The sequence below is a fragment of the Pseudomonas sp. 21 genome, assembly GCF_000955805.1.
In the GTDB taxonomy this organism is placed as follows: Bacteria; Pseudomonadota; Gammaproteobacteria; order Pseudomonadales; family Pseudomonadaceae; genus Pseudomonas.
Window position 1 is genome coordinate 205,864 of sequence record NZ_JYOA01000004.1, and the last position, 20,173, is coordinate 226,036.

A 20,173-nucleotide genomic window follows, 5' to 3' on the forward strand; every position below is an offset into this window, starting at 1 on the left:
CAAAAGGCCCTGCGGTTTGCACCGCAGGGCCTTTTTCATGGCCGCCATTTCGCTCGCCGCAAGCTTACTGGGCGGCAGTCATGTCGCGTTTGCAGGAGTGGAAAATATCCAGGTCCGGCTGGTACAGGCTGGTGTGCACGCCGTACAGGCCGAGCACCGAATGGAACAGGTTGTCGTGGCTCAGCTCGGCGCCGCCGGCCTTCTTCTCCAGGCAACCGCGATCTACGCCCATGCCGCCCAGCGCGCCGCTGCCGAACCACATCACCATGGGCACGTGGGTCTGCGCCTTCGGGGCGATGGCATAGGGCGCGGCATGCAGGTAGACACCGTTCTCGCCCAGTGATTCGCCGTGGTCCGAGACATAGACCATCGAGGTGTCGAAGCGCTCCTGGTTCTGCTTGAGCAACTCGACCACCTTGGACAGGAAGAAGTCGGTGTAGAGGATGGTGTTGTCGTAGACGTTCACCAGCTCCTCGCTGCTGCAACTGCCCAGCTGGTTGGTGCGGCACACCGGGGTGAAGCGCTCCAGCGACTTGGGATAGCGGTCGTAGTATTCCGGGCCGTGGCTGCCGTCGGCGTGCAGGACGATGATGGCGTTGTCCTTCAGGCCGTCGATGTAGGCCTGCAGGTTCTGCAGCAGGGCTTCGTCCAGGCAGTTCTTGCCGTCGCAGAACGGACCGGGCTGGTCCTTGGGAATATCGCGGTTGGGCACGCGCAGGCAGGTGCCCTTGCAGTCGCTGTTGTTGTCCAGCCAGAGCACCGACACACCGACGCGCTGGAGGATGTCCAGCAGGCCCTGGTTGGTCTTGCCCTTCTTGTCGCTGTAGTCCTCGCGGGGGAACTTGGAGAACATGCAGGGCACCGACACCGCGGTGGAAGTGCCGCAGGAGCTGACGTTGGTGAAGTTGAGGATATCGAGCTTCTTCAGTTCCGGGTTGGTGTCGCGGGCATAGCCGTTGAGGGAGAAGTGGTCCGCGCGGGCGGTTTCACCGACCACGAAGATCATCAGCGACTTGCGGCCATCGGCGCTTACCTTGCGCGGCATCACCGCGTCCTCGCCGATGGGCTGCACCACCAGGTTCTCCTTGATGCCCAGGCGCTGCTTGGTGAACTTGCTCACCGCGTAGATGTAGTTGGTCGGGTTGATGAAGTGGGTCAGCTTCTCTTCCTGGCGGAACACCGGGGCGTAGGTGGAATAGAACGCCCCCACGCAGACGGCGACCACCACCAGGCAGCCGAAGATCACCAGCACCTTGTTCAGCAGGCCACGGAAGAACGGGCTGTAGCGCACTGGCGTCAGCCAGATGATCGCCGCCGGCAGCACGCCGAGGACCAGCAGGTAACCGAACATGCGTGCACTGAACAACGCGGTGGCTTCGCCGGGGTTGGTCTCGACGACGTTCTGCACCATCACGGTATCGATCACGACACCGTAGGAGTTCATGAAGTACGCCGCGGCCGCGGAAACCAGCGCCACCAGGGTCAACGCCGGCTTGAGCAGCGGGCGGAACGACACCAGGGTCAGCAGCAGGGTGAAGGCAGCCCACAGGAAGAAGCCGAAGGAGGCGAAGAACGCCACGCCCCAGAGGCCTTCCATGGGTACAAGGCTGTTCAGCGCCCGCCAGGTGGCGAAGTTGTAGAACAGCACCAGTGCCAGCGAGAACAGCAGGACCAGCCGCGCGGAACTGACCTGGGGGAAGAGGCGGCGCTTGCCCTCGGACATCGAGCGCACTCCTTACATCGATAGTCGGATAGGAAATGGGATGCCGACCCTGCCGGCCGGCGGCGCAACTCTAGCGGGCAGTTAGTCAAAAAAGTGTCAAGTTGGCTACAAGCTTTCGGCCAGTGGTCGAATCCGGGACAGGCTGGGCACTTGGCACTACCGTACGTCGCTCGCCTTCCGGCATTACACCGAAAATTCAACGAGTTCCTTGCAGCGCCACCCTGGCTTCCTAGACTTGAAACAAAGTGATATCAATCTGCCTCCTCCCCCGACCTCCGGAGCATCCCGCCCATGGATTGGCACCAGGACGCCGTACCCGATGCTGTGCTGCTGGAGTGTTCCCACAACCCCGGGCTGGTCCTGCTGGCCATCCTCATCGCCTGCGTCGCCAGCTTCGTGGCGCTGAACATCACCGCGCGGATGGTCCGTGCGCCGCAACACGCGCACCGCTGGCAATGGGTCGGCGGCATCTGCCTGGGCAGCGGCATCTGGTCGATGCACTTCGTTTCCATGCTGGCCTTCCACGCCTCGGTGCCACTGCACTTCGCCGGCGGCCTGACGCTGCTTTCGCTGCTCATCGCCATCGCCATCTGCATCGTCGCCATGCGCCTGCTCGCCCACGCCGGGCTGAGCCCGCTGCAATATCTGCTGGCCGCCTGCTGCATCGGTGCCAGCATCGCCAGCATGCACTACACCGGCATGGCCGCCATCGAATCGCCGCCAATGCAGCACTACGACCCGCTGCTGGTCACCCTCTCGGTGCTGATGGCCGTGCTGGTGGCCTTCGTCGCGCTGGTGCTGGCGCCGGTACTCAATCGCCAGCCAGCAGGCCGCCAGTGGGTCTACCAGATTCTCGCCAGCCTGCTGCTGGGCGGCGCCATTTCCAGCATGCACTTCACCGGCATGGCCGCGTTGACCCTGACCCTGCCAAGCTGGGTAGCGCCGGTGGCGGACCTGGGGCGCAACAACGCCATCCAGCTCGGCCTGATGGTCGGCCTGCTGGCTCTCGCCGTGGTGCTGGCCGGGCTCTGGGCGGCCTGGATCGAGGACAGCCTGGAAAGCAAGGTAAGCGAGCTGAGCCGCGTCAACGCGCTGCTCAACCAGCTCGACAGTGCCAACGCCTCGCTGCAGAAACTGGCGCGCTTCGACGGTCTCACCGGCCTGCATAACCGCAACGCGCTCAACGACGAGTTCGAGGCCCGCCTGCAACGCAACCGGCAGAAGGCCCAGGGCATGGCGGTGATTCTGCTGGACCTGGACCACTTCAAGCGGGTCAACGACTCGCTCGGCCATGCCGCTGGCGACGAACTGCTGTGCATCGTCTCCGAACGCCTGCGCAGCGCGTTGCGCAGCACCGACCTGCTGGCGCGCTTTGGCGGCGACGAGTTCTGCATCCTCGCGGACCTAGGCGAGGACCACGAGGCGCGCATCCTCGCCCAGCGCCTGATGCAGCGCATGAAGGAGCCGATCAGCATCGCCGGGCGCAGCCTGGTGATGACCATGAGCGTCGGCATCAGCCTCTTCCCCAACGACAGCGAGCAGCCCGAGGAACTGCTCAAGCACGCCGACCTCGCGCTGTACCAGTCCAAGGGCAACGGCCGCAATGCCACGCATTTCTTCAGCCCGCATCTGAAAACCAAGGCGACCCAGGAACTGCAGCTGGAGGAGGAACTGCGCAAGGCGCTGTGGGATGACGAGCTGGTGCTCTATTACCAACCGATCCTGCGCATCGACCACGGCGAAGTGGAGCAGCTCGAAGCCCTCGTGCGCTGGCGGCACCCAACCCACGGCCTGCTCGCACCGGATCGTTTCATCGGGCTGGCGACCGCCAACGGCCTGATCGGCGCGCTGGACGCCTGGGTGATGCGCCGCGCCTGCGAGGACCTGCGCCGCCTGCACGACCTGGGCTACAAGGACCTGCGGGTGGCGGTGAACTGCTGCGCCAGCAACCTGGGCCGCGAGGGGCTGGTCGATGAGGTCCAGCAGACCCTGGCCGACACCGGCCTCGCCGCGCGCTACCTGGAGATGGAGGTCACCGAGAACGCCGTGATGTCCAACATCAGCCAGGCCATCCCGCTGCTCAATCGCCTGCGCGACCTGGGCGTGAGCCTGTCCATCGACGACTTCGGCACCGGCTATTCGTCGCTGTCCTACCTGCGCCAACTGCCGCTGGATGCGCTGAAGGTGGACCGCTCCTTCATCCGCGATGTACCGCAATCACGGCGTGACAGCGAGATCGCCCAGGCGATCATCGCCATGGCGCAGAAGCTGCACCTGAAGGTGATCGCCGAGGGCGTGGAGCACGCGCAACAACTGGCGTTCCTGCGTGACAACCATTGCGAGCTGGCCCAGGGCTATCTGTTCAGCCGGCCCCTGCCCCTGAGCGCGCTGGTAGAGTTCCTCGAGGCTTACCGCGAGGACAGCGACTCGGCACTGATTCGCAGCCAGGCCTGAGGGATCAGAAGTCGAATTTGCCCGCTCGCCAGCGCGGCAACCAGCGCAGGGAGTCGGCGGTGGTACCCGTGGGGCGATACTCGGCGCCCAGCCAGCCTTCATAGCCCACGTCGTCGAGCACCTGCAGCGGTACTTCGAATTCCATCTCGCCCGAGCCCGGTTCACCGCGCTCGGGGTAGTCGGCGAACTGCACGTGGCCGATCTGGCCCATCAGCGCATAGATGCAATCCACCAGCTCCAGGCCCATGCGCGCCATGTGGTAGAGGTCCAGCTGCGCGCGCAGGTTTTCCCGCGCCACGCGCTCGAGCATGTCCTGCAGGTGCTCGGGAGTGTTGAGCAGGAAGTCCTTCATGTCGTGGCAGTTGATGGCTTCCATCAGCACATCGGTGCCGCTGCCGGCGAAGGCATCGCAGGTGGCGCGCAGGCGCTCGGCCAGGGTCTGCAGCGCATCCTCACGCTCCAGGCCTTCCACCAGCCGGCCAGCCAGCACATTGACGTGCTGCGGCTTGACGATCCGCGCATAGTCCAGCGCCTTGGCCAGCGCCGCTTCGAATTCGGCAGCACGCTCCGGCACGGCGGCGATGCCCGGGCCGCCCTGCATCAGGTCACCGGCCGGCAGGTTGATCAGCACCAGCGGCAGGCCGGCTTCGTCCAGCGCAGCTTTCAGGTCCTGCGCGGGAACGTCGTAGGGGAACTGGATCTCCACGCCCTCGAAACCGGCCTTGGCGGCGGCGTCGATACGCTGCAGCAGCGGGACTTCGGTGAACAGCAGGGACAGGTTGGCGCAGAGTTTCATGCGGGGAATTCCTTCGAAAGACGGTATTGCTCGACCAGGGTAGCCGGGTCGCGTTCGAGATTGCCCTGGCTGCCATGCAGGCGCATCAATTGCGCGGCGAGGCCACTCATGGGCGTGGCCGAGCCTTCCTCGCGGGAAAGCTTGACGGCGGTATCCAGATCCTTGAGCAGCGTGCGGACGTGCCACTTCACCGGCTCGAAGCAGCTCTCGGCCATCTGCGGGGCAAGGATCTGCAGGGGCTTGGAGTCGGCGAAACCGCCAGCCAGGGCCGGGGCGATCAGACGGGCATCGACGCCGGACTGCTCCGCCAGCGCCACCACTTCGGCGATCACCAGCGCATTACAGGCGACGATCATCTGGTTGCACACCTTGGTCACCTGCCCGGCGCCTACGTCGCCCATGCGCGTCAGTCGCTGGCCGAGGTGGGCGAGGATCGGCCGCACGCGTTCGACATCCTCGACGCGGCCGCCGGCCATGATCGCCAGGGTGCCGGCCTCGGCGCCCGGCGTGCCGCCGGAAACCGGAGCATCGACCCAGCGCATGCCGGTACGCGCTTCCAGCTCGGCGGCCATCTCGCGGGTAGCGGCCGGTTCCAGGCTGGAGAAGTCCACCAGCACCTGGCCGGCGCGGGCGCTCTCGACGATGCCACCGGCGCCGAACACCACTTCGCGCACGGCGGCGGTATCGGCCAGGCAGAGCATCACCACTTCGGCTTCGGCGCAAAGCTGTGCGGGCGTTTCCACGGCCGTGGCGCCGTCGGCGGCCAGCAGCTCACGCTTGCCGGCAGAGCGGTTCCACACCGTCAGCGAGTAACCGGCGGCCAGCAGGCGGCGTGTCATGGGTACTCCCATCAAGCCGAGACCGGCAAAAGCGAGGGATGGCAAAAGAGACGACATGGGATGAGCTCCAGTTCGACAACAGGGCGGGCACGGGGGTGCGGCATTCTAACAGGCACGAACGCCGGCAGACCTGTAATCGCCGACTGCGGAAAAAGCGCGCCGCCACTATACTCCCGGAGTTTTTTCCGCCATTGACCCGGAGAACTCTCCCCATGCTCAAACGCACCCTGGCGCTCGCCGCCGGTTTCGCCCTGTCCCTGTCCGCCGCTTTCGCCCACGCCGATACGCCCAAAGAACTGAAAGTCTCGGCCATTCCCGATGAAGCTCCCACCGAACTGCTGCGCAAGTTCAAGCCGCTGGGTGCCTATCTGGAAGAGCAACTGGGCATGCCGGTGAAGTTCATCCCGGTGTCCGACTATGCCGGCGTGGTCGAAGCCCTGGCTTCGGATCGCCTGGACATGGCCTGGCTGGGCGGCTTCACCTTCGTCCAGGCGCGCCTGAAGACCGGCAACGCCATTCCGCTGGTGCAGCGCGAGCAGGACCAGCAGTTCACCAGCAAATTCATCACCGCCGACCCGAACGTGAAATCGATCCAGGACCTCAAGGGCAAGACCTTCGCCTTCGGTTCCGTGTCGTCCACTTCCGGCAGCCTGATGCCGCGCTATTTCATGCAGAAGGACGGCGTGGTGCCCGAGCAGTTCTTCTCCCGCGTGGCCTATTCCGGCGCCCACGATGCCACCGTCGCCTGGGTCCAGGCCGGCAAGGTCGACGCCGGCGTGCTGAACGCCTCCGTCTGGCAGAAGCTGGTGGACAGCGGCAAGGTCGACACCAACAAGGTGAAGGTCTTCGCCACCACCCCGACCTATTACGACTACAACTGGACCGTACGCGGCAACCTCGACCCGGCCCTGGCCGAGAAGATCAAGAAGGCCTTCCTCGCCCTTGATCCAAGCAAGCCGCGCGACAAGGAAATCCTCGACCTGCAGGCGGCCAGCCGCTTCATCGAGACCCAGCCTGACAACTACAAGGGCATCGAGGAATCGGCGCGCGCCGCCGGCCTGCTGAAGTGACCCTGAAACTGACCGGCGTGGAGCACATCCACGCCAACGGCCAGCGCTCGCTCGCCGGCATCGACCTCAGTGTCGCTGCCGGTGAACGGGTGGCGATCATCGGCCCGTCGGGCGCCGGCAAGACCACGCTGCTGCGCATCCTCGCCACCGCACTGAAACCCGCTTCCGGCAGTTTCGACCTGCTCGGTACCCAGCCCTGGGCGCTGAGCGGCCCGGCACGCCAGCGCCTGCGCTCGCGCATTGCCCTGGTGCACCAGGCTCCGCCGCTGCCACCGCGCCAGCGAGTGGTCACCGCCGTGCTCGCCGGCCGCCTCGGCCAGTGGCCGCTGTGGAAAAGCCTGGCCAGCCTGCTCTACCCCGTCGACAGCGCCGGCGCTCGCAGCGAACTGCAGCGCCTGGACCTGGGTGACAAGCTTTTCGAGCGCTGCGACCAGCTATCCGGCGGCCAACTGCAACGCGTCGGCATCGCCCGTGCGCTGTACCAGCAGGCCGAAATTCTGCTGGCGGACGAACCCGTCTCGGCCATGGATCCGGTGCTCGCCGGCCACACCCTCGGCGTGCTCACCCGTGAAGCGCAGAACCGTGGCGTGACGTTGCTTGCCAGCCTGCACGCGGTGGACCTGGCGCTGGAGCACTTTCCGCGCATCGTCGGCGTGCGCGACGGTCGGATCGCCTTCGACAAGGCGGCGGAGAACGTCACTCCCGAGGACCTGCGCGCCCTCTACGCCAACGAGCAGCTCGGCCAGCAGGACGCTTCCTCGCCGGTGGGCAAACCGGTGGTGGTGCAGATTCCGCGATGCTGAACCCGGCACTTTCCAAGAGCCCGCCCCGCGACCCGGCGGCGCTGCCGCGCCTGCTGCTCACCCTGCTCGCCCTGGCTTTACTGTGGCCGGGCCTGCGCCTGTCCGAGCTGGATATCACCGGCCTGTTCAGTGGCGACAACGCGCGGACCATGGCCAACTTCCTCGGCGGCTTCTGGCCGCCGGCCCATGACGACAAATTCCTCGCCCTGCTCGGCCGCGCGACCCTGGAAACCCTGGCCATCGCCACGGCCGGCATGGCCCTGGCCTGGCTGATTGCGTTCCCCGCGGCACTGCTGGCAACCCGAGCGCTGTCGATCTCCGCCCTGCCCCGCGGCGGACTGCCGGCCTGGTGGGCGCGTGCGCTGCGCTGGCCGGTGCGCGGCCTGCTGATCGTGCTGCGCAGCGTGCCGGAAATCGTCTGGGCGCTGCTGTTCGTCCGCGCCGTGGGCCTGGGCCCCACCGCTGGCGTGCTGGCCATCGCCATCACCTACGGCGGCATGCTCGGCAAGGTCTACGCGGAAATCTTCGAATCGGTGGACCCACGCCCGACCCGCGCCCTGCTGCTGGGCGGTGGCTCGCGGCTGCAGGCCTTCGCCTACGGCGTGCTGCCCTCAGCCGCGCCGGAACTGATCTCCTACACCGTCTACCGCTGGGAATGCGCGATCCGCGCCTCGGTGGTGATGGGCTTCGTCGGCGCCGGTGGCCTCGGCCAGCAGATCGACCTGTCGCTGCGCATGTTCGCCGGCGGCGAAGTGGCGAGCATCCTGCTGACCTTCCTGGTGCTGGTGCTGGGCGCCGACCTGCTCAGCCGCTTCCTGCGCGGGAGGCTCGAATGACCGGCCTGCTGCGCAGCCTGGGCTGGCTGCTGCTGATCCTGCTCGCCATAGGAGCATCCTTCGCCTACCTGGAGATGGACACCGGCGGGCTGTTCGACGCGCGCGGCCTCGGCCAGATGCTCGACTACGGCCGCGACTTCCTCTCGCCGGACCTGAGCGCGGCGCACCTCACGGCCGTCGGTCGTGGCGCCCTGGAAACCCTGGCCATGTCCGCCATCGGCACGCTGCTCGCGGCGCTGCTGGGCATGCTCCTGGCGCTGCCGGCGGCAGGGCGCTTCGGACGCATCGCACAAAGCCTTTCGCGGTTGCTGCTCAACGCCCTGCGCGCTGTGCCGGAGCTGGTCTGGGGCGCGCTGATGGTGCTGGCCGCCGGACTCGGCCCGAACGCCGGCACCCTCGCGCTGGCGCTGCACACCGGCGGCGTGCTCGGCCGGCTGTTCGCCGAGGCGCTGGAGAATACCCCGACCGCTCCGGCAGAAGCCGTGCGCCTGGCCGGCGGCGGACGCGTCGCCGCCTTCGCCTACGGCACCCTTCCGGCGGTCTGGCCGCAGTTGGTGGCCTACATGCTTTACCGCTGGGAAAACAACATCCGCATGGCCAGCGTACTCGGCTTCGTCGGCGCGGGCGGCCTGGGGCAGATGCTGTATTTCAGCCTCAGCCTGTTCCAGCAGGCCCAGGCCGCCACGGTGATCATCGCCATGCTGCTGCTGGTGCTGTGCGTGGACTCGCTCAGCGCCTGGGCGCGGCAGCGCTGGGTGAGCCACTAGCGCTCGTAGAAGCCAGGGGGACGCCCGGTTCCTGCTCGCGAACCGCCCCACGACGAAGTCACCGGTGTATCCGTTCGCGAGCCAGCTCGCTCCTACAGGTAAACCGCTGCCGCCCGGCGGGGCTGAACTGCACGCAATAAAAAGCCCGGCACATGGCCGGGCTTTTTATTGAATGCGTCGCTTACGAATCGCCGTGGATCACCTTGTCCAGATCGATCGGGTCGCCCGGCTGGGTGCCGAGCTTCTGACGGATGTCCTCGAACATCGCGTCGTACTCCTTGTGGTTGCGCACCATCGAGCCAAACCGGGGATGCAGGCCATGTTTCTGCGCAATGCGAGTGGCATCGCTGGCAAAGTTGAAGGCCTGCTCCTTGGGCATGTCCCACTCTTCGGTAAAGGCATTGCCGTCGATCTCGCCCTTCATGATGAAGTGAACGATGGTGCCTTTTTCCACATCCTTGCGGACTTCATAGTTGATGTGAGCGTCGATTTCCTGCTGTCCCAGCCCCGGCAGGGACTGGAGGTGCAGATGGCCCGGTTCGAACATGGCGAATCTCCTTCGATGGAATCCCGACAGTCTAGCCGGCCTTTGCGAATTGGAAATCGCCCCGTGTCAGTGCACGGACTCTTTTCGAACTCTTTCCTGTACCAGCACCCAGGGGGCGATCACCACCGCCCAGAGTTCCGGGTCGCGGTCGAGAAAATCCTGCGCCAGCTTTTCGTCGACCTTGCTCAGCTCACCACTGGCCAGCCAGGCCGATACCTTGGCCCTGTCGTCCTCGGCCACGCCCATCGCGACCTCCACCAGATCGGCGGAACCCGCGACCTTGAGCAGGTTGCCGCGGGCAAAAAAAGGCGCGAGCTCCTGCCAGGAAATCTTCGCGGTTTCGCCAAGCAACTTGGCATAGAGGGTGCTAGCTTGTTCAGTCATGAATCTCACCTGGTAAACGAACGGCGCCATGATAGCGCCGGGACCGCGCCAGGCAAGGTTCGGACGGCGTTTTCGCTGGTGACGGAACCCCATAAGGAAAAGTCATATAGCGCCGTTTTTCTGTACGTTTGTTTCAATCTTGCGACATGCCCACGATCGGCTGCCCGCCACCTGCTTTTCAAGCGGTCCGGCGGCACTCTACACTGTACCGGTACAGTTGCCGGTGGGTCTGTCCGGGGCAATCCCGGTCCGGTGAGCCGCTGGCAACCAGGACTACAAAAACGAAAACACAAGAAGAGTGGAGCATTATGAAAAAGGGTACTCAGCGTCTTTCCCAGCTGTTCACCGCCATGGCCCTGGCCGGCGTTGCCAGCTTCTCCATGGCCGCCGACACCATCAAGATTGCTCTGGCCGGCCCGGTGACCGGCGCAGTCGCCCAGTATGGGGAGATGCAGTTCATTGGCGCCAAGATGGCCATTGAGCAGATCAACAAGGCCGGCGGCGTCGACGGTAAGCAACTGGAAGGCGTGGTCTACGACGACGCTTGCGATCCGAAACAAGCCGTGGCCGTTGCCAACAAGATCGTCAACGATGGCGTCAAGTTCGTCGTTGGCCACCTGTGCTCCAGCTCCACCCAACCGGCTTCGGATATCTACGAAGACGAAGGCGTGATGATGATTACCGCCGCTTCCACCAGCCCGGACATCACCTCCCGTGGCTACAAGCTGATCTTCCGCACCATCGGTCTGGACAGCCTGCAGGGCCCGACCGCCGGCAAGTTCATCGCCGAACACATCAAGCCCAAGACCGTGGCCGTGATCCACGACAAGCAGCAGTACGGCGAAGGCATCGCCACTGCCGTGAAGAAGACCCTGGAAGACGCTGGCATCAAGGTCGCCCTGTTCGAAGGCATCAACGCCGGCGACAAGGACTTCTCCGCGATGATCGCCAAGCTCAAGCAGGCCAAGGTCGACTTCGTCTACTACGGCGGCTACCACCCGGAGCTGGGCCTGATCCTGCGCCAGGCTTCCGAGAAAGGCCTGAAAGTCGGCTTCATGGGCCCGGAAGGCGTGGGTAACAAAGAGATCTCCGCCATCGCCGGCCCGGCTTCCGAAGGCCTGTACGTGACCCTGCCGAAGTCCTTCGACCAGGATCCGAAGAACCAGGCCCTGGTTGACGCCTTCAAGGCCAAGAACGAAGACCCGAGCGGTCCGTTCGTGTTCCCGGCCTACGCCGCTGTCCAGGTCATCGCCGAAGGCATCAAGAAAGCCGGCAGCGAAGACACCGACAAGGTGGCAGCAGCGCTGCGCTCCAACACCTTCGCGACCCCGACTGGTGACCTGGCCTTCGACGAGAAGGGCGACCTGAAGAACTTCAACTTCGTGGTCTACCAGTGGCACAAGGACGGCACCAAGACCGAAGCCAAGTAAGCCACCCGCCTCCACACAAAGCCCACTGCCCACGCAGTGGGCTTTGTTTATCCGAGTATTCCGGGGGTCCGTCGCGCCACAAGCGCCGCTTCACGCGACGCCCGAGGAGTTAGGTAATGCCTGAGCTCTATCACTACCTGCAACAGCTGATCAACGGCCTCACCGTCGGCAGCACCTATGCCCTGATCGCCATCGGCTACACCATGGTCTACGGCATCATCGGCATGATCAACTTCGCCCATGGCGAGGTGTACATGATTGGCTCGTACGTAGCCTTCATCGTGATCACGGGGCTGGCCATGATGGGGATCGTTAGTCTCCCTGTCGTTATCATCTGCACCTTCGCCGCGGCGATCATCGTCACCAGCGCCTACGGCTACACCATCGAACGGATCGCCTATCGACCCCTGCGTGGAAGCAACCGACTGATTCCGCTGATCTCCGCGATCGGCATGTCGATCTTCCTGCAGAACGAGGTCTTGCTGGCCCAGGATTCCAAGGACAAGGCAATCCCCAACCTGCTGCCGGGCAACTTCATCATCGGCCCGGACGAGATGAGCGGCGTCACCATCTCGTACATGCAGGTGCTGATCTTCATCATCACCCTGCTGACCATGTACGGCCTGTCCATGTTCATTTCCCGCTCCCGCCTGGGCCGCGCCTGCCGCGCCTGTGCGGAGGACCTGAAGATGGCCAACCTGCTGGGCATCAACACCAACAACATCATCGCCCTGACCTTCGTCATCGGCGCCACCCTGGCCGCCGTGGCCGCGGTGCTGCTGGGCCTGCAGTATGGCGTGATCAACCCGCACATCGGCTTCCTCGCCGGCATCAAGGCGTTCACCGCCGCGGTGCTCGGTGGTATCGGCAGCATTCCGGGCGCCATGCTCGGCGGCCTGGTGCTGGGCGTGGCCGAAGCCTTCGGTGCCGACGTGTTCGGTGACCAGTACAAGGACGTGGTGGCGTTCACCCTGCTGGTGCTCGTGCTGCTCTTCCGGCCAACCGGCCTTCTCGGTCGCCCGGAGGTGGAAAAGGTATGAGCCAGAAACTCAAGACCGCATTCTTCAGCGCCCTGCTGGTGATGGCCGTCGCCTATCCGGTGCTGGGCGTGAAGCTCAGCGTGATCGGCATCGGCCTGCAGCTGGAGAACGTCAGCCCTACCCGCCTGTGGACGATCGCCGCCTGCGCCGTACTGATGTTCGTCTGGCAACTGGTGCGTGATCGCTTCGCCTTCGGCGGCAGCGTGAAACAGGCACTGTCGCACCCGCACACCAGGCTGGCCGAACGCCTGACCCACGCCTCCGTGCAACGCAAGATCATCATGGTGCTGATCCTCGTCGCCCTCGCCTGGCCGTTCTTCGGCTCGCGCGGCGCGGTGGACATCGCCACCCTGATCCTGATCTACGTGCTGCTGGGCCTGGGCCTGAACATCGTGGTGGGCCTGGCGGGCCTGCTCGACCTCGGCTACGTCGGCTTCTATGCCGTGGGCGCCTACAGCTACGCGCTGCTGTCGCACTACTACGGCCTGGGCTTCTGGGTGTGCCTGCCGATCGCCGGCCTGATGGCCGCGTTCTTCGGCTTCATCCTCGGCTTCCCGGTGTTGAGGTTGCGCGGCGACTACCTCGCGATCGTGACCCTGGGCTTCGGCGAGATCATCCGCATCCTGCTGCGCAACATGACCTGGCTCACCGGCGGCCCCAACGGCATCAGCAACATCGAGAAGCCGACCCTGTTCGGCCTGACCTTCGAGCGCCGCGCCCCCGAGGGCATGCAGACCTTCCACGAGTTCTTCGGCATCGCCTACAACTCGAACTACAAGGTCGTGTTCCTCTACCTGGTCGCGTTGCTGCTGGTGCTGCTGGTGCTGTTCGTCATCAACCGCCTGCTGCGCATGCCCCTGGGCCGCGCCTGGGAAGCCCTGCGCGAAGACGAGATTGCCTGCCGCGCACTGGGCCTGAACCCGACGCTGATCAAGCTCTCCGCCTTCACCCTCGGCGCCTGCTTCGCCGGTTTCGCCGGCAGCTTCTTCGCCGCGCGCCAGGGCCTGGTCACCCCGGAGTCGTTCACCTTCATCGAATCGGCCATCATCCTCGCCATCGTGGTGCTGGGTGGCATGGGTTCCCAGCTCGGCGTCATCCTGGCCGCCGTGGTGATGATCCTGCTGCCCGAACTGATGCGTGAGTTCAGCGAGTACCGCATGCTGATGTTCGGCGCCCTCATGGTGCTGATGATGATCTGGCGTCCGCAGGGGCTCCTGCCCATGCAGCGCCCGCACCTGGAGTTGCGAAAATGAGCCGACCGATTCTTGAAGTAGCCGGCCTCACCATGCGCTTCGGCGGGCTGCTGGCCGTCAACAACGTGGCCCTGAAGGTCCAGGAAAAACAGGTGATCTCGATGATCGGCCCCAACGGCGCCGGCAAGACCACCGTGTTCAACTGCCTGACCGGCTTCTACGCGCCCACCGGTGGCGAGATCCTGCTGCGCGGCGAGCCCATCCAGGGCCTGCCGGGCCACAAGATCGCCCACAAGGGCGTGGTGCGGACTTTCCAGAACGTGCGCCTGTTCAAGGAAATGACCGCGGTGGAGAACCTGCTGGTGGCGCAACACCGGCACATCAACACCAACTTCCTCGCCGGCCTGCTCAAGACCCCGTCCTTCCGTCGCGCGGAAGCCGAGGCCCTGGACTACGCCTCGCACTGGCTGGAAATCGTCAACCTCAAGGACATCGCCAACCGCCCGGCGGGCACCCTCGCCTACGGCCAGCAGCGCCGCCTGGAGATCGCCCGCTGCATGATGACCCGTCCGCAACTGCTGATGCTGGACGAGCCGGCAGCCGGCCTGAACCCGCGGGAAACCGAGGACCTCAAGGCGCTGATCGCCATGCTGCGCTCCGAGCACGGCGTCACCGTCCTGCTCATCGAGCACGACATGAAGCTGGTGATGAGCATTTCCGACCATATCTACGTGATCAACCAGGGCACCCCCCTGGCGGACGGCACCCCGGAGGAAATCCGCGGCAACCCGGATGTGATCAAAGCCTATCTGGGGGAGTCCTGAGTCATGCTGAAGTTCGACAAGGTTTCCACCTTCTACGGCAAGATCCAGGCGCTGCACGACGTCAGCATGGAAGTCCAGCAGGGCGAGATCGTCACCCTGATCGGCGCCAACGGCGCCGGCAAGTCGACCCTGCTGATGACCCTGTGCGGCTCGCCGCGCGCCTCCTCCGGCAGCATCACCTACATGGGCGAGGAGCTGGTCGGCAAGGAATCCTCCGTGATCATGCGCAAGAGCATCGCCGTCGTGCCCGAAGGCCGTCGCGTGTTCGCCCGCCTGACCGTGGAAGAGAACCTCGCCATGGGCGGCTTCTTCACCAGCAAGGGTGACTACCAGGAACAGATGGACAAGGTCCTGGGGCTCTTCCCGCGCCTGAAGGAACGCTTCAACCAGCGCGGCGGCACCATGTCCGGCGGCGAACAGCAGATGCTCGCCATCGGCCGTGCGCTGATGAGCAAGCCCAAGCTGCTGCTGCTCGACGAGCCGTCGCTGGGTCTGGCGCCGATCATCATCCAGCAGATCTTCGACATCGTCGAACAGCTGCGCCAGGAAGGCGTGACCGTCTTCCTCGTCGAGCAGAACGCCAACCAGGCGCTCAAGCTCGCCGACCGCGGCTACGTGCTGGAGAACGGTCGCATCGTCATGCAAGACACCGGCGCCAACCTGCTGGTGAACCCCAAGGTGCGCGACGCATACCTCGGCGGCTGATCCTCGCGCTGCACAGAAAACGGCCCTTCGGGGCCGTTTTTGATGGCGCCCTGAAAGGGGCCTGTAGGAGCGAGCTTGCTCGCGAACCACCTCCAACGACGGCGCTGAAGGGAAAACCATTCGCGAGCAAGCTCACTCCTACAGTCAGCCCGCCCTCCTCCGCCGTTTCTCCCTTCTCTCCCGACTCTGCCGACAGACAGCCCATAAGCGCGCGCCAAGCATCTGCGGACAAAACCAGGAGAGCCGCCATGAACGCCGACCACTACACCGAATCCCTCGTGCTGTTGCGCAAGCTGGCCCACGGCATCGACCCGCGCCACGATGCTCCCTTGGCAGTAGACGATCCCTGCCAGGCCCCGGAAGTGATCCGCGCGCTCTTCCACGCTATCCAGGCACTGGAAGCTCCACCGGCCAAGCCGCGCGTATTGCCCCAGCAGGCCGGCAAACCCTGGCAGGAGGCAGGAGAGAAAGCCTTGCTGGAGCGCTTCGCGGCTGGCGAGACGGTGGCAGCCATTGCCCGCGAGCATGGGCGCTCCAGCGGCGGCATCCGGTCCCGGCTCAAGTACCTGGGCAAGCTCTGAGCGGCAGAAAACAAAAACGCCGCCCAGTGGGCGGCGTTTTCGTTGGCTGGCGTTCAGGTGCCGTAGCTCAGCACCTGTGCTCGCTGGCGCAATTGGGAGACCACGTCGTCCTCCATGCGGCCCTCGGAGATCAGCAGGTCGCGGCGAATGGTCTGCACCGCCTCTGCACTCTGGTCATGGTCGGCCAGATGCTGGCCCTCGATGACTCGCCGCAGTACCACGTCTCCTTCGTCGTTGGTGAGGGTCAGAATACGGCCGCCGTCGGGGCGTGCCGGGCCCAGGGAGGGAGCGTAGGGAGCGAAGGTCTCGGTCAGCAGGGCGCTTAGCCGGTCCATGTCGTATCTCCTTGTTGCGAAATGAAAAAACACAGGAAGAAGACCGCACGTTCGGCGATAAAGTTCGTGGGTTTCAGTACCGTTGGTCATGACGGCATGTTTCACGACCCACTCATGCGGGCATGAAAAAGCCCGCCGATTGGCGGGCTTTTCCGGACAGCGAGCCGCGTTTTAGAGCGGTTTGCCGCGGTTGCCGTGGGCGCTGACGAAGGCCTGGACCTTGGCCAGTTCGTTCGGCAGAACGGTGCAACGCTCCTCGCGCTGGAACAGGTCGGCCAGGTGTGCCGGCAGTGCCGGAACAGCCTCGATGCCGGCCTTCTCCACCGCTTCCGGGAACTTGACCGGATGCGCGGTACCCAGGGTGACCATGGGCACGGCCAGGCTGCGGCGGCACTCGCGAGCGGCGCGCACGCCGATGGCGGTGTGCGGGTCCAGCAGTTCGCCACACTCGGCGTAGACCTGGGCGATGGTCTCGCAGGTCTCTTCGTCGTTCACCGCCAGGGAATCGAACAGGCGGCGGGCTTCGGTCCAGCGGTCATCCTCGACGGCCAGCTTGCCGGTGGCCTTGAAGTTGTCCATCAGCTCGGCGACGGACTTGCCGTTGCGACCGTGCAGGTCGAACAGCAGGCGCTCGAAGTTGGACGAGACCATGATGTCCATGGACGGCGACAGCGACGCGTGCAGGGTGTCCTTGTCGTAGCGGTTGCCGGACATGAAGCGGTGCAGGATGTCGTTGCGGTTGGTCGCGACGATCAGCTGGCTGACCGGCAGGCCCATGTTGCGCGCGAGGTACCCGGCGAAGATGTCGCCGAAGTTGCCGGTGGGCACCGAGAAGGCCACGGAGCGGGCCGGGGCGCCGAGCTGCAGGGCGGCGTGGAAGTAGTAGACGATCTGGGCCATGATCCGCGCCCAGTTGATCGAGTTCACCGCCACCAGACGGGTGCCCTTGAGGAAGCCCTGGTCGGCGAAGCTGGCCTTGACCATTTCCTGGCAGTCGTCGAAGTTGCCTTCGATGGCGATGTTGTGGATGTTCTCGCCGAGGATGGTGGTCATCTGGCGGCGTTGCACCTCGGACACACGGTTGTGCGGGTGCATGATGAAGATGTCGACATTCTCGCAGGCCTTGCAGCCTTCGATGGCGGCCGAGCCGGTGTCGCCGGAGGTGGCGCCCATGATCACCACGCGCTCGCCGCGCTTGGTCAGCACGTGGTCGAGCAGGCGGCCGAGCAGTTGCAGGGCGAAGTCCTTGAAGGCCAGGGTCGGGCCGTGGAACAGCTCCAGCACCCACTCGTTGCCGTTGAGCTGGCGCAGCGGCGCCACGGCGTTGTGGGCGAAGACACCGTAGGTCTCTTCGAGGATCTTCTTGAAGTCGGCGTCGGAGATGCTGCCGGCAACGAACGGGCGCATCACGCGGAAGGCCAGCTCGTGGTACGGCAGGCCGGCCCAGGAGGCGATCTCCTCGACGGTGAAGCGCGGCAGGTTTTCCGGCACGTAGAGGCCGCCGTCGCTGGCCAGGCCAGCCAGCAGCACGTCTTCGAAGTTCAGCGCGGGCGCCTGGCCGCGGGTACTGATGTAACGCATGGTGTGAAACCTTCGGGTTGGCGGCGGCGCGCAGGCGCCGCCGCGTTCGATTCAGTTCAGTTGTTCGACGCGGATGCGTACGACATTGCCGACGACGTCATCCAGCGCTTCCAGCGCGGCGATGGCTTCGATGATGCGGGACTCGAGCACGCGGTGGGTAACCAGGATCATCGGCACCAGACCGTCATGCTCTTCGACTTCCATCTGCATGATCGATTCGATGTTGATGCCGCGCTCGGAGAGGATGGTCGCCACCTGGGCCAGTACGCCCGGATGGTCCTTGGCCTGGATGCGCAGGTAGTAGGCGCTTTCGCAGGCGTCGATCGGCAGGATCGGGTGGTCGGAGAGCGAGTCCGGCTGGAAGGCCAGGTGCGGTACGCGGTTCTCCGGGTCGGCGGTCATGGCGCGAACCACGTCCACCAGGTCGGCGACCACCGAGGAAGCGGTGGGCTCCATGCCGGCGCCAGCGCCGTAGAACAGCGTGGAGCCAGCAGCATCGCCGTTGACCATGACGGCGTTCATCACGCCGTTCACGTTGGCGATCAGGCGGTCGGCCGGGATCAGGGTCGGGTGTACGCGCAGCTCGATACCCTTGTCGGTACGGCGGGCGACGCCCAGGTGCTTGATGCGGTAGCCCAGCGCCTCGGCGTAGTTCACGTCGGCGGTGGTCAGCTGGGTGATGCCTTCGGTGTAGGCCTTGTCGAACTGCAGCGGGATGCCGAAGGCGATGGACGCCAGGATGGTCAGCTTGTGCGCGGCGTCGATGCCTTCGACGTCGAAGGTCGGATCGGCTTCGGCGTAGCCCAGCGCCTGGGCTTCCTTCAGGACGTCGGCGAAGGCGCGGCCTTTCTCGCGCATCTCGGTGAGGATGAAGTTGCCGGTGCCGTTGATGATGCCCGCCAGCCAGTTGATGCGGTTGGCGGCCAGGCCTTCGCGGATTGCCTTGATCACCGGGATGCCGCCGGCCACGGCGGCTTCGAAGGCGACGATGACGCCCTTCTCGCGGGCCTTGGCGAAGATCTCGTTGCCATGCACGGCGATCAGCGCCTTGTTGGCGGTGACTACGTGCTTGCCGTTCTCGATGGCCTTGAGCACCAGCTCGTGGGCCAGGGTGTAACCACCGATCAGCTCGATGACCACGTCGATTTCCGGGTTGTTCGCCACGTCGAAGATGTCGGCAGTAATGGGGGTACTGCCGGTTTCACACTTCGGATTGGGGCGACGGGCGGCAATCTGCGCAACCTCGATACCACGCCCGGCACGGCGGGCAATCTCCTCGGCGTTGCGTTTGAGTACATTGAAGGTACCGCCACCGACGGTCCCCAACCCACAGATTCCCACTTTCACCGGTTTCACGCTGAAACTCCCCATGATTACAGCATCGGGGCGCCTGAGACGCCGATGCCCGCAACGAGGCGGGCATGGGGGCAGGCACCATGTCAGAACAGGCGAAGTGCCTGTTCCCTAGTCAAAAGGAACCGAACATTACGAAGCGGTTCCGCATTAGTCAATCAGAGCGCAAGCCGCGGCTTACTTGGCTTCCAGCGCCAGCTTGGCAATCTGGCCGGCCGGCTGGTAGCCCGGCAGCATGGTGCCGTCGGCGAGGATGATCGCCGGGGTGCCCTGCACACCGACCATCTGGCCCAGGGCGAACTGCGCGTCCACCGGGTTTTCACACTTGGCGGCCTTCACTTCCTTCTCGTGGAACATGTCGCTCATGGCCGCCTGGCGATCCTTGGAGCACCACACGGCCTGCAACTGCGCATCGCCCGGCGAGTTCGGGCCCTGGCGCGGGAAGGCCAGGTAGCGCACTTCGATGCCGCGTTTCTGCAGTTCCGGCACTTCGGCGTGCAGCTTCTGGCAGTACGGGCAGGTCGTGTCGGTGAAGACGGTAATGTGCGCCTTGGTCTCGCCCTTGGCCGGGAACACGACCATGTCCTTGGCGGCGATGGCATTGATGGTCTTGGCCACGCCGGCGCTCTCGGCTTTCTCGGTCAGGTTGGTCGGCTTGCCGTCCTTCACCTGGTAGATATTGCCCTGCACGACGAACTGGCCGTCGGCGCTGGCGTAGAGGATGCGACCGCCCTTGAGCTGCACCTGGTAGATACCTTCCAGGGGCCCCTTGGAGATGTTCTCGATGGGCAGGTCGGGCTGCAGGGATTGAAGGGTGGTACGGATCGCCTGGTCCGGTTCGGCAGCCAGGGCGAGGGTGCTGGCGAGGCCGATAGCCATACCAGCCAGAAGTCGAGACAAACGCATGGAAAA

The 20,173-nt window shown here is 65.0% G+C and carries 20 protein-coding genes; 11 read left to right on the plus strand and 9 right to left on the minus strand.

Annotation, left to right across the window (positions count from 1 at the left end; genetic code table 11):
* Positions 1-64 precede the first annotated feature (64 nt).
* Entirely contained in the window at positions 65-1,723 is a 1,659-nt protein-coding gene (locus tag UB43_RS10605) for a phosphoethanolamine transferase (protein ID WP_045210440.1), read from the minus strand.
* A gap of 291 nt (positions 1,724-2,014) precedes the next feature.
* On the opposite strand from UB43_RS10605, the gene UB43_RS10610 reads away from it, so the two are divergent.
* Positions 2,015-4,177 carry a bifunctional diguanylate cyclase/phosphodiesterase gene (locus tag UB43_RS10610; RefSeq protein ID WP_045210441.1) on the plus strand — a complete coding sequence of 721 codons (2,163 nt, stop codon included), beginning with the start codon at positions 2,015-2,017 and terminating at the stop codon, positions 4,175-4,177.
* Between the two features lie 4 nt (positions 4,178-4,181).
* Here UB43_RS10610 and UB43_RS10615 read toward each other — a convergent pair whose 3' ends face one another.
* Positions 4,182-4,973 (minus strand): hydroxypyruvate isomerase family protein, encoded by a 792-nt coding sequence (locus UB43_RS10615; RefSeq protein WP_045210442.1) that lies wholly within the window; start codon positions 4,971-4,973, stop codon positions 4,182-4,184.
* Positions 4,970-5,869 (minus strand): NAD(P)-dependent oxidoreductase, encoded by a 900-nt coding sequence (locus UB43_RS10620; RefSeq protein ID WP_045210443.1) that lies wholly within the window; start codon positions 5,867-5,869, stop codon positions 4,970-4,972. Before UB43_RS10620 ends, UB43_RS10615 begins: the two co-directional genes overlap by 4 nt.
* A 155-nt stretch (positions 5,870-6,024) precedes the next feature.
* On the opposite strand from UB43_RS10620, the gene UB43_RS10625 reads away from it, so the two are divergent.
* Genes UB43_RS10625 through phnE form a run of 4 tightly spaced genes read left to right on the plus strand, consistent with a single transcriptional unit; the run spans position 6,025 to position 9,288 of the window.
* Complete coding sequence (locus tag UB43_RS10625; protein WP_045210444.1) at positions 6,025-6,882, plus strand: putative selenate ABC transporter substrate-binding protein; 858 nt, start codon at positions 6,025-6,027, stop codon at positions 6,880-6,882.
* The gene (locus UB43_RS10630) at positions 6,879-7,685 is read left to right on the plus strand and encodes a phosphonate ABC transporter ATP-binding protein (RefSeq protein WP_045210445.1); all 807 of its coding nucleotides are present in this window, start codon (positions 6,879-6,881) and stop codon (positions 7,683-7,685) included. The genes UB43_RS10625 and UB43_RS10630 overlap by 4 nt, the downstream gene beginning before the upstream one ends.
* Positions 7,679-8,521 (plus strand): ABC transporter permease, encoded by an 843-nt coding sequence (locus UB43_RS10635; protein WP_045210446.1) that lies wholly within the window; start codon positions 7,679-7,681, stop codon positions 8,519-8,521. Before UB43_RS10630 ends, UB43_RS10635 begins: the two co-directional genes overlap by 7 nt.
* Complete coding sequence (gene phnE, locus UB43_RS10640; protein WP_045210447.1) at positions 8,518-9,288, plus strand: phosphonate ABC transporter, permease protein PhnE; 771 nt, start codon at positions 8,518-8,520, stop codon at positions 9,286-9,288. Before UB43_RS10635 ends, phnE begins: the two co-directional genes overlap by 4 nt.
* Before the next feature lie 181 nt (positions 9,289-9,469).
* On the opposite strand, the gene UB43_RS10645 is transcribed toward phnE, so the two are convergent.
* Together UB43_RS10645 and UB43_RS10650 are read right to left on the minus strand one after the other, a co-directional pair.
* Complete coding sequence (locus UB43_RS10645) at positions 9,470-9,835, minus strand: DUF5064 family protein (protein WP_045210448.1); 366 nt, start codon at positions 9,833-9,835, stop codon at positions 9,470-9,472.
* Positions 9,836-9,901: 66 nt separating this feature from the next.
* Entirely contained in the window at positions 9,902-10,219 is a 318-nt protein-coding gene (locus UB43_RS10650; RefSeq protein ID WP_045210449.1) for a DUF2288 domain-containing protein, read from the minus strand.
* A gap of 308 nt (positions 10,220-10,527) precedes the next feature.
* Between UB43_RS10650 and UB43_RS10655 the strand changes: the two genes are divergently transcribed.
* The 6 genes from UB43_RS10655 (at position 10,528) to UB43_RS10680 (ending at position 15,992) form a co-directional block, all read left to right on the plus strand.
* On the plus strand, positions 10,528-11,649 hold the full coding sequence (locus UB43_RS10655) for a branched-chain amino acid ABC transporter substrate-binding protein (RefSeq protein WP_045210450.1): 1,122 nt from the start codon (positions 10,528-10,530) through the stop codon (positions 11,647-11,649).
* A gap of 116 nt (positions 11,650-11,765) precedes the next feature.
* Positions 11,766-12,689 (plus strand): high-affinity branched-chain amino acid ABC transporter permease LivH, encoded by a 924-nt coding sequence (livH, locus tag UB43_RS10660; RefSeq protein WP_045210451.1) that lies wholly within the window; start codon positions 11,766-11,768, stop codon positions 12,687-12,689.
* On the plus strand, positions 12,686-13,942 hold the full coding sequence (locus UB43_RS10665; protein ID WP_045210452.1) for a high-affinity branched-chain amino acid ABC transporter permease LivM: 1,257 nt from the start codon (positions 12,686-12,688) through the stop codon (positions 13,940-13,942). The genes livH and UB43_RS10665 overlap by 4 nt, the downstream gene beginning before the upstream one ends.
* The gene (gene livG, locus UB43_RS10670) at positions 13,939-14,706 is read left to right on the plus strand and encodes a high-affinity branched-chain amino acid ABC transporter ATP-binding protein LivG (protein WP_045210453.1); all 768 of its coding nucleotides are present in this window, start codon (positions 13,939-13,941) and stop codon (positions 14,704-14,706) included. The genes UB43_RS10665 and livG overlap by 4 nt, the downstream gene beginning before the upstream one ends.
* Positions 14,707-14,709: 3 nt before the next feature.
* Complete coding sequence (locus UB43_RS10675) at positions 14,710-15,411, plus strand: ABC transporter ATP-binding protein (RefSeq protein ID WP_045210454.1); 702 nt, start codon at positions 14,710-14,712, stop codon at positions 15,409-15,411.
* Positions 15,412-15,659: 248 nt separating this feature from the next.
* Complete coding sequence (locus UB43_RS10680; protein WP_045210455.1) at positions 15,660-15,992, plus strand: hypothetical protein; 333 nt, start codon at positions 15,660-15,662, stop codon at positions 15,990-15,992.
* 53 nt (positions 15,993-16,045) lie between these two features.
* On the opposite strand, the gene UB43_RS10685 is transcribed toward UB43_RS10680, so the two are convergent.
* The 4 genes from UB43_RS10685 to UB43_RS10700 all read right to left on the minus strand — a co-directional run bounded on the left by UB43_RS10685 (position 16,046) and on the right by UB43_RS10700 (position 20,167).
* Positions 16,046-16,327, minus strand: coding sequence for a DUF3509 domain-containing protein (locus tag UB43_RS10685; RefSeq protein WP_045210456.1), 282 nt, complete (start codon positions 16,325-16,327; stop codon positions 16,046-16,048).
* 171 nt (positions 16,328-16,498) lie between these two features.
* Positions 16,499-17,908, minus strand: coding sequence for a threonine synthase (gene thrC, locus UB43_RS10690; RefSeq protein ID WP_045210457.1), 1,410 nt, complete (start codon positions 17,906-17,908; stop codon positions 16,499-16,501).
* A gap of 51 nt (positions 17,909-17,959) precedes the next feature.
* Complete coding sequence (locus UB43_RS10695) at positions 17,960-19,264, minus strand: homoserine dehydrogenase (protein WP_024766890.1); 1,305 nt, start codon at positions 19,262-19,264, stop codon at positions 17,960-17,962.
* Positions 19,265-19,438: 174 nt separating this feature from the next.
* Positions 19,439-20,167: a thioredoxin fold domain-containing protein gene (locus UB43_RS10700; protein ID WP_045210458.1), complete on the minus strand. Its 729-nt coding sequence runs from the start codon at positions 20,165-20,167 to the stop codon at positions 19,439-19,441.
* Positions 20,168-20,173 lie beyond the last annotated feature (6 nt).